The following is an 11,707-nucleotide window of genomic DNA, read 5'->3' as shown; positions in this document are numbered from 1 at the left end:
TTCTTCTTCCTTTCGTTTAATGAGTGGCAGCAAATGTTTGAAAGAACAAAGAACGTATTTGTTGCACTTCATGGATCGTCTGGCGATGTAAAATCAGTTGTCGCCCGAGCTGAAGGGCAAGCTGTTTGGCATGGATGCGCGTAGGTTGATCTTCGATTCCGTCAAGATCGGCGACATGGGCTAAGCCGATCGTGCGCCGGATGACTTCGCAACCAGCAAAGCCGACCGCATCGATGAGCGTTTGCTGCAGCACGTCTTGCAACAATCCTTCGGTTTTTGCATACGGTTCTACATTGTGCTGTTCCCAAAGGGCAGCAAACGTGTGCGTAAATACATTCCATGTTTTTTCGATGTGAGCCAATAGCGGCTCATGTTCAGAACGGGACAACGCATTTAGGAGTAAATTGGCAAAAAATTGGCCGATATCAAACCCGAATGGGCCGTAAAACGCAAACTCAGGATCAATGACTTTTGTTTCTGTGTCGCTTGCAAAAATGCTTCCAGTATGTAAATCCCCATGAATGAGCGCATCGGCTTCCGTTAAAAATTTCCGCTTGAGTTTTGCTACTTCAAGATGAAGCGCACCGTCATTCCAAAGAGCCTCTACGTCACGGCGCAACTCCTCTTCAAAATTATTCGTTTCATGGTCGAAAAACGGATCAGTAAAGACGAGATCTTCGGTAATTTTACATAACTCTGGATTGATGAAATTTTGCTGCAGCTGTTTTTTCTGCTGCTGGTTCATGCCAAAGTCCGATGTGTAAAATAACGTTTTAGCGATAAACTCGCCAATGTGCTGGGAAAGAAGCGGATATGTTTTTCCAGCAATGAATCCTTTTCGTGCAATTTGCAGATGCGATAAATCCTCCATCACGGTAATCGCTAATGACTCATCTGAGTAGTATACCTTTGGCACGTATTGCGGAACGTAGTCGGCAAACGTGCGCAACGCATGGCTTTCAATGACAGCCCGCTTAAGCGTAAGCGGCCAGCTTTCACCGACCACTTTTGCATATGGTAGCGCTTGTTTAATAATGACTCCTTTCTTTGTTTGGGGATCGAATACATGGAACACAAGATTTAAGTTACCATCGCCAATTTCTTGGCAAATGAATGGTGTTCCTTCCGGAAATAAGCCTAATCGAGCAGCAAGTGCAACCGCTCCCGATTCCGTTAAAGGCTCATAGACGGATTGTTTAGAATGTGTCATCATTTGTACCCTCCTTATCATTCACTCAATCAATGAAACAATGAAAAAAACCTCTTTCGCTTTTCGAAAGAGGTTTGAAGTCGGCTTCTCCCCTCTTATCTCTCAGCGTGTTGCTGCAAGAATTAGCACCGTGCTTAACGTTGGTTAAGTCGGTTGCCGGGCTTCATCGGGCTCGTCCCTCCACCTGCTCTTGATAAGAGTTTGTTCGGTTTTATTCGAATATTTTTAACAATGCAAAACTTTTTTCAATTCGCTTGATTCGAATCATACATTCGATTTGCCAGTTTTGTCAACTGTTTTTTTGAAAATTTTTTTCGGCCGAAATATAGTGCTCCGGTCGGCGGTCTTGGAAAATAGGAATTTGCTTTCGAACTTCTTTCACTTTTGACAGCTGGATTTCGGCCATAAGAGAGCATGGATTTTCATCGGCTTCGGCGAGGATGACTCCCCATGGATCAATGACAAGTGAATGGCCAGCAAATTGATTGTTCGGATCTTTTCCAGCACGATTGCAGGCGATTACATAGCATTGATTTTCAATCGCGCGCGCTTGCAAAAGGGTGCGCCAATGTTCAAGGCGGGGCTGTGGCCATTCGGCGACCACAAACAATAACTCTGCGCCTTGGGTTGTATGGGCGCGAATCCATTCAGGGAAACGAATGTCATAGCAAATGACTCCCGCGCACAACGTTTGCTCCAAGGTAAATAAGCCGCTCGATTCACCGGATTGTAAATACAAATGCTCATCCATGAGCTGAAAGAGATGGAGTTTGCTATATTCTCCTACAATGTTGCCGTCTCGATTGACGATGTACATGGTATTGGTGATGCCGGCAGCGGTTTTTTTGGCAATGGAGCCAGCAACAATACAGACGTTGTGCAGGCGGGCGAGCTTGCTAATAAACGATTTTGTATCAGCGCCATTCTCATCAGCAATGTCGTCAAGGCGTGCGAGATCGTATCCGGTTGTCCATAGTTCAGGAAGGACGATGACGTCAACAGAACTTTGACAAACTTTTTCGATCTCTTGTTGAACGCGGCGTTTATTTTCCGCAGGATTTCCGAAAGCAATATCGAGCTGAAGACAAGCAATTTTCAATGTCATAATCGTTCACCTCAAAAAAATGTCTTTACAATTTAATTTTTACGATATATGATGTTTGACTAGAATTTCAAGAATTTTTTGAGTAGGTGAAGCAATTGAAATCATTTGTCCAATCCGAGTTGTTGCAAAGCCTTCCGAAGCAGTTTTTTGCTTCGCTTGTCGACAAAGTAGGAAAAGTGGTGGCTCAAGGACATGATGTGATTAATCTTGGCCAAGGCAATCCTGATCAACCGACGCCTCCGCATATCGTAGAAGCGCTGCAAAAAGCGGCGGCTAATCCAAAATACCATAAGTATTCTCCGTTTCGTGGCTATTCGTTTTTAAAAGAGGCGGTCGCTGCTTTCTATCAGCGCGAATATGGCGTTACGGTTGATCCTGAGCGAGAGGTAGCTGTCTTATTCGGCGGAAAGGCAGGGCTTGTGGAAATCCCGCAGTGCTTATTAAATCCGGGCGATGTTGTGCTTGTTCCGGATCCGGGATACCCTGATTATTGGTCGGGAGTGGCATTAGCGCGTGCGAAAATGGAAATGATGCCGCTTTATAGCGAAAACGGCTTTTTGCCTGATTATCGTCAATTGGATGAAAAGGTGGTGGAGAAAGCCAAGCTGATGTTTTTAAATTATCCAAATAACCCGACGGGGGCTGTAGCGACAGACTCGTTTTTTGCAGAGACCGTTTCATTTGCACAAAAGCATGGAATTTGCGTTGTCCATGACTTTGCTTATGGTGCGATTGGATTTGACGGGCAAAAACCGATCAGCTTTTTGCAGACGGAAGGAGCCAAGGATGTCGGTATTGAAATTTATACATTTTCCAAAACGTATAATATGGCTGGCTGGCGCATAGGTTTGGCGATTGGCAATGAAAGTGTGATTGCTGCGATCAATCTTTTGCAAGACCACTTATATGTCAGCTTGTTTGGTGCGATTCAGGAAGCGGCAGCGGTTGCGCTGCTTGAGTCACAGCAATGCGTGACGGAGTTGGTAGCGTTGTATGAATCACGGCGCAATGCGTTCATTGGAGCTTTACAGGAAATTGGTTGGAACGTAAGTGCTCCAGCCGGCTCCTTTTTTGCTTGGCTGCCGGTACCAAAGGGCTGGACTTCGGAACGCTTTGCTGATTTATTGCTTGAGCAGGCGCATGTTGTGGTGGCGCCTGGGATTGGATTTGGCGAGCACGGGGAAGGATATGTGCGCGTCGGGCTGTTGACAAGCGAAGAACGTTTGACAGAAGCGGCACGGCGCATCGCTAAGCTCGATCTTTTTCAGCAAGCGGTAAAAAAATAATTGACAATCTGCATGATCCCTGTCATAATTCGAATTAAATTTGCAAAACGAAAATTTCAAAAAAATGAATAGAAGCTGTCATTCTTATCAAGAGCAGGTGGAGGGACGAGCCCAATGAAGCCCGGCAACCGACTTAACCAACGTTAAGCACGGTGCTAATTCTTGCAGCATTATGCTGAGAGATAAGAAGAGTTGAAACCAAAGCCTCTTCTTATGGAAGAGGTTTTTTATTGGAATTGGAGGGATGAGAATGAGCCAAGTCATCGCCACGTATCTGCTTTATGATGAGGCTGATTTGGAGAAGAAGGCAGAGAAAATCGCGCTTGGCTTAACGATCGGTTCATGGACCGAATTGCCGTTTTTGGAAAAAGAACAACTGCGTAAACATAAAGGAACGGTTGTGCATGTGCAACCGTTTGAAGAAAGCGAACGTGCCAATCAATATTTCGGAAAACGTTTGAAGCGGGGAATGGTCAAGATCGCTTACCCAAGTGCCAACTTCAGCGCCGATTTGCCCGCTGTTTTGACGACGGTGTTTGGGAAATTGTCATTAGATGGCGCGATTAAGCTGATCGATTTAGAGTTTTCTGATGATCTAAAGAAAGCATTTCCCGGTCCTCGCTTCGGCATTAAGGGAATTCGCGCAAAGCTGGATGTTTATGGCCGCCCGCTGTTAATGAGCATTTTTAAAGGTGTGATCGGGCGCGATTTGTCCTATTTATCCAAGCAGCTGAGACAGCAGGCGCTTGGAGGAGTAGATCTTGTCAAGGATGATGAAATTTTATTTGAAAATGAACAGGCACCATTCGAAAAGCGAATTGCGGAAGGAAAAAAAGTCTTGCAACACGTATATGAAGAGACAGGGCATAGAACGCTTTATGCGGTGAATCTTTCGGGAAAAACGTTTGAGTTAAAAGAGAAAGCGAAGCGAGCGGCGGAGCTTGGCGCCGATTTGCTGCTGTTCAACGTGTTCGCGTACGGGCTGGATGTATTGCAAGGATTGCGGGAGGATGAGGAGATTTCCATTCCGATTATGGCGCATCCGGCGTTTAGCGGGGCGTTGACCCCGTCGGAATTTTACGGTGTAAGCCATCCTTTGTTGCTTGGCAAGCTCGTTCGCATGGCAGGGGCCGATTTTTCCTTGTTCCCGTCTCCATATGGAAACGTCGCTTTGGCCAAGGAAGAAGCAAATGGCATTGCCTATGAATTAACGAAGGAAGATGTATTTTTACAGACGCTTCCTGTTCCGTCTGCCGGCATTCATCCAGGGCTGGTTCCGCTTCTTATCCGCGATTTTGGCATCGACAGCGTCATTAATGCAGGAGGCGGGGTGCATGGACACCCAGAGGGAGCGGCAGGAGGCGGGAAGGCATTTAGCGCCGCAATCGCGGCAGTATTAGCCGGAAAGCCTTTAAGTGAGGCGGCAAAGGAAAACCATTCATTGCAAAAAGCAATGGCTTTATGGGGCACTCAAGAGGTGAAAGTATGACGAAACCGATTATTTTTTGTGATTTCGATGGCACGATTACGAATAATGACAACATTATAGCGATTATGAAGCAATTTGCTCCGCCGCAATGGGAAAGCATCAAAGAGGATGTGCTCGCGCAACGCTGCTCTGTTCAAGATGGCGTCGGAGCGATGTTTTCGCTTCTTCCTTCCCGGCTAAAAGAAGAGATTACGAATTTTATTTTAGGGACTGCCCAAATTCGCGATGGTTTTCGTGAATTTGTCTCCTTTACAAAGGAGCGAGGCATTCCGCTCTATGTCGTTAGCGGCGGAATCGATTTTTTCGTTTATCCGCTTTTAGAAGGACTTATTGGAAAAGACGCGATTTTTTGCAATGGTTCGGATTTTAGCGGGGAAACGATTCGCATTACATGGCCGTATGCGTGTGATGACCATTGCCGTAATGGTTGCGGCTGCTGCAAGCCGTCGTTGCTAAGAAAGCTAGCAACACCAGATGCAACGAAGATCGTCATCGGTGATTCCGTTACGGATTTAGCGGTCGCCCAGCTTGCCGATCACGTGATTGCCCGTGATTTTCTGTTGCAAAAATGTGCGGAGCTGGACCTTGCTCATACGCCGTTTACGACGTTCTATGATGTCATGGAATCTTTGAAAAGGATGGAGGTGAGCGCATGAGTGATTTATTGAAGAAATGGGCAGAGCTTGCTGATGTCAAAGCAGAACTGGCTTCCCGCGATTGGTTTTTGGGAACAAGCGGGAATCTATCGATCAAGGTGGCTGATCAGCCGCTGACCTTTTTCGTTACAGCCAGCGGAAAAGATAAACGAAAGCAAACAAATGATGATTTTCTTCTTGTCGACGCTTTGGGCAATCCGGCTGAGCCGACCCATTTAAAGCCATCGGCTGAGACCTTGCTGCATGTGGAAATTTATAATAAAACGAACGCTAGCTGCGTGCTTCATGTTCATACGATTGATAATAATGTCGTCTCTGAACTGTATGGGGATGATGGGGAAGTCATTTTTACCGGCCAAGAAATGATTAAAGCGTTTGGTCTTTGGGAGGAAGATGCGGTTTTCCGCATTCCGATTATTCGGAATCATGCGCACATTCCGACGCTTGCCTCTGAGTTTTCGCAGCACGTCTCGGCAGATAGCGGAGCGGTGCTGATTCGCAACCACGGTATTACCGTATGGGGAAGGAGCTCTTTTGAAGCGAAAAAGTTTTTAGAAGCGTGCGAGTTTTTGTTTAGCTATCATGTTAAGCTGCTTATGCTAAAAGGTCACAAAGTATTCACTTCATAGATTTTAAAATGACAATGGAGGGATGAAAAATGGCAGTTATTAAAATTAAAAACACGGGTGAATGGATCAAAGGTCATGAGAATGTAGGGAGCTTTTTAGAAAAGCAAGGCGTTCTGTATGAACATTGGGAGGTTAGCAAGCTGCCAAGTCACTTAAAAGAAACGTTTGTTTTGAGTGACGAGGAAAAAGAGGAAATTTTAGCGATTTTTAAAGATGATATTGAGAATTTAGCAGCAAGAAGAGGCTATAAAGCGTGGGATGTTGTCGCTTTATCAGATGCTACTCCGAATTTAGAGGAATTATTGAAGAAATTTGAACAAGTGCATATCCATACGGAGGATGAAGTACGCGCCATCGTCGCGGGCCACGGCATTTTCATTATTAAAGGCGACGAACAAACAGGATATTTTGAAGTGCAGCTGGAAGCTGGCGATGTTATTTCCGTTCCAGAAGGAAATCCGCATTTCTTCACATTAATGGAAGACCGCCAAGTGGTAGCTGTTCGTTTGTTTATTGATCCATCTGGCTGGGTTGCCCATCCTTATGAGGAAAAAGAAGAAGCTGTTCAATAACCAAAAAGCGCAGGAATCTTAAGCGATTCTTGCGCTTTTTGATGGATGGAATCGAATCGATTCGCCGAGAGGTTTTCCAGCACTGAAACGAATGGCAGAAGAACGTGCAGAATGGACGGCGTAGATCGGGGCGTTTCATTGACAAAGAGAGGATTTTTCGCTACAATGGCTTCGAATTCGACCGATAAAGGATTTGATGACAAGTGGCGGATAGAGAGGAAATTTTGCAATCATTAAAGCTATTTATTGTGCTGTCAAGAGCGTACCGTGCTGTTAATGATCAAGTAAATAAATCCATTCAGTCGTTCGGCGTGAACCCTACGGAGTTTGCTGTGTTGGAATTGCTATATCATAAGGGGGATCAGCCATTGCAGCAAATTGGCGGGAAAATTTTACTGGCAAGCGGCAGCATCACATATGTTGTCGATAAATTAGAGCAAAAAGGGCTGATTATGCGCAAAGCATGTGAAAAGGATCGCCGTGTAACCTATGCTTCGATTACGGATAAAGGAAAAGCTTTTATTGAAAAGGTATTTCCGGAGCATGAACAAACGATCCATGAAACACTTTCCGGATTAACGACTGAAGAGAAAGAACAGGTTATTGAATTATTGAAAAAAATGGGATACGGTGCGAAACAGCAATAAGTACAGATGGTGAAAGCGCCAGCGGATCAAAGATTCGCTGGCGCTTTTTTATAATGGGTGGCGGGCGCGCGTTCTTTTTTGATAAAGAGAGAGGAGGGACTATAGATAAAAGAAAAGAGAGGGAGAAACCCCTCTTTTTTGGATCAAGCTGACAGTCTTTTTTTCGCGTTTTCTTCTTTATCTACTGCTTTTTTCACAAGCGGATAAAAAATGATGCCGCTTGCGAGCAACGCAACGCCAAGCATAAAGGTTTTGATGTCAGATGTTCCCGCGATAATGACCCAGATGGAATAAATAGTGGCCAGTGCTGCAATGACTCCATCTGTGATTCGCTGTTTTGTATTGGTTTCATATGTCTCTCCTGTCCATGTGAGTTTGAGCTGAAAGACAGAAGCGATAAAGTAAGGAACGAGATAAGCGAGTGTCGCAATATAAATGACAAAATCAAATGCGGCTGACATCGAATGAGAGATCGTTGAGAAAATGAAAAGTTGCGCTAATCCATTTGACAAAATTAAAGCGAATTTCGGCATTCCTTTTTTGTTTTCTTTTAAGAAGGCAGGGATAAATAATCCTTGCTTCGCGGCTTGATACGGAACTTCCGCGCTTAATAACACCCAGCCGAGCGTCGAGCCAAGAAGGCTGATGAGGCCAAGTCCAGCTAAGATGTATGCGCCGCTGGGGCCTAAAATGGTTTGAATCGCATCCACTAAAGGCTTCTCTGAATGAATCAACTGTTTTTGCGGCAGCAAGCCCATTACAAGCACACTTATGCCAATGTAAATGATGAGAGCAATCAGCAAACCAAGAATGGTCGCCCGTTTGACATCTGCTTGCTTGCGTGCACGTGAAGCGAACACAATCGCAGATTCCACTCCGACAAATGCCCATAACGTCGCAACGGCCGCGCCGGTCACTTGTCCGAACAGGCTAACGGCATGGCCTGCTTCATCGTAACGCGGAGCGACGACAGAGCCGATGTTGCTTTTATCAAATGCAAATAAGCTAATGGCAATAAATAAAAAGAAGCCGAGTACCTTTGCCGAAGTGGCTATGAAATTTAGTTTTCCGGCTCCCTCGATGCCGCGCAAAATAATAAAGTGCATTCCCCATAATAGAGCGGTACAAACCATAAAGGTAAGGAGGTTGCCGAGTTTGATCGGTGTAGCGCCTACCATAAATACGGTTTGTTTGCTTGTTAAAATCGGAAAGAATGTGGATAAATAACTCGTAAATGTCGTAATAATGGCCACGTTTCCAGCAAAATTTCCAATCCAATAGCCCCAGGAAGACATAAATCCCGATAAAACCGAGGCGTTTGATCTCTTTGGAAACAATTCCTTCGCGTAAATTTGCGGCCCGCCATTTAACTCAGGCTTGCGAATCGCTAAATTGCCAAAGACAAGAGCGGTCATTAGCACTCCACCACCTGTTAATAGCCAAGCTAAAATGACCCCTAAAGGGCTCGCGGCTTCTGAAAGTGAACGAGGAAGCATAAAAATTCCTGATCCAACCATATTCCCAACGACAAGCGCCGTTAATACCCAGAGACCTAGTTTATTTTGCTGCAAGATAACCCCTACTCCTTTCTGATTTGTCCATTTATCAAAAAAAATACACCCTTAAGTTTTCAACGGGTGCATGTGACATCCGCATCTAACTTAATGTAGATAGCGCTCCATCGCTTCCATTAAGCGATGGCAGTCCTGACTCTATTCGAATGCAGGCCCAGCTTGCGGCGCCAGAGTACGCTGCAAACTTCGGCAATGAATCCTTTCATTTGAAGTCATCGGTTCCTCTGTCCCTCATTCAAACTACTTTTATCCATTGCAACCTCTATCTCATCTAAGTTGACGAGAAGAAAAAATATTCAATTACCTTGATAATCATACACGATTCGACAATATTCGTCAATATGCTTTTATCTGAAGCATGAACAGGAATTTTTAGCAAACAAGTGGAATATAACTAAGGTTAGAAATTTTTGAGGAAAAGGAAGGGATGGATTTGAAGTTTTCCGAGTTTCTATATAAGCGCCCTGACATGGAAAAACTAAAGACAGAATTTCAAGCGGCATTGCGGGCGTTTCAACAGGCGCAGCATGCGGAAGAGCAGGATGAAGCGATGAAGCAAATTAATAAACTGCGCAACGAATTTAGCACGATGGCGCAAATTTGCTATATTCGCCATACGGTTGATACAAATGATGACTTTTATAAGCAGGAGCAAGATTTTTTCGATGAGGTGGATCCGATTGTCAAAGGCCTTGTCAACGAATATTATGAGGCGCTCGTCGCCTCCCGATTTCGTTCGGAGCTCGAAAAACGCTGGGGAAAACAGTTATTTGCACTTGCGGAAACAGAGCTTAAAACGTTTTCTCCTGAGATTGTCGCGGATTTACAGTTAGAAAATAAGCTAGCAAGCGAGTATACAAAACTGGTAGCCTCCGCAAAAATTTTATTTGAAGGACAAGAATACACGTTGGCACAGCTGCAGCCGTTTGTGGAGTCGCCTGATCGGCAAATGCGGAAGCGGGCAAATGAAGCGCGGTTTGCCTTTTTTGAAACGCATGAGGAACAATTTGACGATATTTACGATCAGCTTGTCAAAGTGCGTACAAGCATTGCAAAAAAACTAGGGTTTAACAACTTTATTGAACTTGGATATGCAAGGTTGGGACGGACCGATTATGATGCTGAAATGGTTGCGCGATTCCGTGAGCAGGTGAAAGCTTATATTGTGCCGTTAGCAGAAAAGCTGTATGAACGCCAGAGGAAAAGAATTGGCGTCGAGAAGCTGAAATATTACGATGAAGCATTTTCATTCCCGACGGGCAATCCGACGCCAAAAGGGGATGCAAAGTGGATTATCGAAAACGGCCGAAAAATGTATGAAGAGCTGTCACCAGAAACAGGCGAGTTTTTCCGGTTTATGATTGAAAATGAATGGATGGATCTTTTGGCCAAAAAAGGGAAAGCAAGCGGTGGTTACTGCACATATATAGAAGAATATAAAGCGCCCTTTATTTTTGCGAATTTTACTGGCACGTCCGGCGATATTGATGTTCTCACCCATGAAGCGGGCCACGCTTTTCAAGTGTATGAAAGCCGCCATTACGAAATTCCAGAGTATAATTGGCCGACGTTAGAGGCGTGTGAAATCCATTCCATGAGCATGGAGTTTTTCACATGGCCATGGATGGAGCTGTTCTTTAAAGAAGATACGAAAAAATATCAATTTCATCATTTAAGCTCGGCTGTGCTGTTTCTGCCATACGGGGTGGCGGTTGATGAATTCCAGCACTTCGTTTATGAAAATCCGGAGGCAACACCAGCGGAACGGAAGAGAAAATGGCGGGAAATCGAACGAAAATACATGCCAACAAGGGATTACGATGGCCATGATTATTTGGAGCGCGGCGGTTTTTGGCAACGTCAAAGCCATATTTATACAACGGCTTTTTATTATATTGACTATACGCTTGCGCAAATGTGCGCATTTCAGTTTTGGAAGCGTTCAAGAGAAAATTATCAGGAAGCGTGGCGCAATTATTTGACGCTTTGCCGCGAGGGAGGAAGCAAGTCATTTACTGAACTTATACAAGTGGCTCATTTAAAATCGCCATTTGCAGATGGCTGCGTCCAATCCGTGATTGGAGAAATTGAGCAGTGGCTGGACAGCGTCAACGATCAACAACTATAAAAATGACCGATTTGCTTGATTGGAAGGCTGGCTAGCTTTTTTTGGCCAGCTTTTTTCTATAGAGGATAGGAATCGACCGTTGTAGGTTTTCTTCCTTTTTTTGTCGAGTTTATGTAGAAATGCAAAGGGAATAGGATATGAAGAAAAGGAGAGAAAGATGAGGAACATTCGCAAAGCCACGAACGTTTAGGCGGAACGATGGTCGGAGAAGAGACGATCAACATTGGTAGCAAAGTTCTTAAAGAAATCTGTTGCGGATGGAGGGACTGGAATCGTTATTGTAGCGGAGAAAGGGGCTGTTTTCGGCCATGAGGTTCAACGGTCGAGAATAAAGTCTCTAAAAATTTTTATTTGATGAGTGAGTACTCACTTTATTTTTATTCGAGAGCAAGTTATAATGAAGTGAGTAAT

Annotated in this window: 10 protein-coding genes and 3 riboswitches; of the genes, 7 read left to right on the top strand and 3 right to left on the bottom strand. The window is 44.6% G+C overall.

Annotation, left to right across the window (positions count from 1 at the left end):
- Positions 1–16: 16 nt before the first annotated feature.
- Both mtnK and GFC28_RS07200 read right to left on the bottom strand, forming a co-directional pair.
- On the bottom strand, positions 17–1,210 hold the full coding sequence (gene mtnK / locus GFC28_RS07205; RefSeq protein WP_044746781.1) for an S-methyl-5-thioribose kinase: 1,194 nt from the start codon (positions 1,208–1,210) through the stop codon (positions 17–19).
- Between the two features lie 92 nt (positions 1,211–1,302).
- Positions 1,303–1,410: riboswitch (SAM riboswitch) on the bottom strand.
- An 89-nt stretch (positions 1,411–1,499) separates the two neighbouring features.
- Positions 1,500–2,315 (bottom strand): carbon-nitrogen family hydrolase, encoded by an 816-nt coding sequence (locus GFC28_RS07200; protein WP_044746722.1) that lies wholly within the window; start codon positions 2,313–2,315, stop codon positions 1,500–1,502.
- A gap of 95 nt (positions 2,316–2,410) precedes the next feature.
- On the opposite strand from GFC28_RS07200, the gene GFC28_RS07195 reads away from it, so the two are divergent.
- The 6 genes from GFC28_RS07195 (at position 2,411) to GFC28_RS07170 (ending at position 7,594) form a co-directional block, all read left to right on the top strand.
- On the top strand, positions 2,411–3,601 hold the full coding sequence (locus GFC28_RS07195; RefSeq protein ID WP_044746721.1) for a pyridoxal phosphate-dependent aminotransferase: 1,191 nt from the start codon (positions 2,411–2,413) through the stop codon (positions 3,599–3,601).
- An 81-nt stretch (positions 3,602–3,682) separates the two neighbouring features.
- Positions 3,683–3,790, top strand: a riboswitch (SAM riboswitch).
- A 61-nt stretch (positions 3,791–3,851) separates the two neighbouring features.
- Positions 3,852–5,090 carry a 2,3-diketo-5-methylthiopentyl-1-phosphate enolase gene (mtnW, locus tag GFC28_RS07190; protein ID WP_044746720.1) on the top strand — a complete coding sequence of 413 codons (1,239 nt, stop codon included), beginning with the start codon at positions 3,852–3,854 and terminating at the stop codon, positions 5,088–5,090.
- On the top strand, positions 5,087–5,746 hold the full coding sequence (locus GFC28_RS07185) for a 2-hydroxy-3-keto-5-methylthiopentenyl-1-phosphate phosphatase (protein ID WP_044746719.1): 660 nt from the start codon (positions 5,087–5,089) through the stop codon (positions 5,744–5,746). The genes mtnW and GFC28_RS07185 overlap by 4 nt, the downstream gene beginning before the upstream one ends.
- Positions 5,743–6,375: a methylthioribulose 1-phosphate dehydratase gene (locus GFC28_RS07180; protein WP_044746718.1), complete on the top strand. Its 633-nt coding sequence runs from the start codon at positions 5,743–5,745 to the stop codon at positions 6,373–6,375. Before GFC28_RS07185 ends, GFC28_RS07180 begins: the two co-directional genes overlap by 4 nt.
- 29 nt (positions 6,376–6,404) lie before the next feature.
- Positions 6,405–6,947 (top strand): 1,2-dihydroxy-3-keto-5-methylthiopentene dioxygenase, encoded by a 543-nt coding sequence (locus tag GFC28_RS07175; RefSeq protein WP_044746717.1) that lies wholly within the window; start codon positions 6,405–6,407, stop codon positions 6,945–6,947.
- Between the two features lie 203 nt (positions 6,948–7,150).
- Complete coding sequence (locus GFC28_RS07170) at positions 7,151–7,594, top strand: MarR family winged helix-turn-helix transcriptional regulator (RefSeq protein WP_044746716.1); 444 nt, start codon at positions 7,151–7,153, stop codon at positions 7,592–7,594.
- A 143-nt stretch (positions 7,595–7,737) separates the two neighbouring features.
- Here GFC28_RS07170 and GFC28_RS07165 read toward each other — a convergent pair whose 3' ends face one another.
- The gene (locus GFC28_RS07165) at positions 7,738–9,165 is read right to left on the bottom strand and encodes an amino acid permease (protein ID WP_044746715.1); all 1,428 of its coding nucleotides are present in this window, start codon (positions 9,163–9,165) and stop codon (positions 7,738–7,740) included.
- Positions 9,166–9,257: 92 nt separating this feature from the next.
- A riboswitch (Lysine riboswitch) is annotated at positions 9,258–9,441 on the bottom strand.
- Positions 9,442–9,601: 160 nt separating this feature from the next.
- Here GFC28_RS07165 and GFC28_RS07160 point away from each other — a divergent pair.
- Complete coding sequence (locus GFC28_RS07160) at positions 9,602–11,296, top strand: M3 family oligoendopeptidase (RefSeq protein ID WP_044746780.1); 1,695 nt, start codon at positions 9,602–9,604, stop codon at positions 11,294–11,296.
- The last annotated feature ends 411 nt before the right edge of the window (positions 11,297–11,707 follow it).

Source organism: Anoxybacillus sp. B2M1 (assembly GCF_001634265.1).
Taxonomy (GTDB): Bacteria; Bacillota; Bacilli; order Bacillales; family Anoxybacillaceae; genus Anoxybacteroides; species Anoxybacteroides rupiense.
The sequence above is the reverse complement of the archived record's forward strand: the minus strand, read 5'-3'. Positions and strand labels throughout refer to the sequence as shown.

Bases quoted from the DNA above. Each gene is read 5' to 3' on its own strand.
- mtnK (WP_044746781.1), bottom strand. From the start codon at position 1,210: ATGACACATTCTAAACAATCCGTCTATGAGCCTTTAACGGAATCGGGA.
- mtnW (WP_044746720.1), top strand. From the start codon at position 3,852: ATGAGCCAAGTCATCGCCACGTATCTGCTTTATGATGAGGCTGATTTG.
- GFC28_RS07180 (WP_044746718.1), top strand. From the start codon at position 5,743: ATGAGTGATTTATTGAAGAAATGGGCAGAGCTTGCTGATGTCAAAGCA.
- GFC28_RS07185 (WP_044746719.1), top strand. From the start codon at position 5,087: ATGACGAAACCGATTATTTTTTGTGATTTCGATGGCACGATTACGAAT.
- GFC28_RS07200 (WP_044746722.1), bottom strand. From the start codon at position 2,315: ATGACATTGAAAATTGCTTGTCTTCAGCTCGATATTGCTTTCGGAAAT.
- GFC28_RS07175 (WP_044746717.1), top strand. From the start codon at position 6,405: ATGGCAGTTATTAAAATTAAAAACACGGGTGAATGGATCAAAGGTCAT.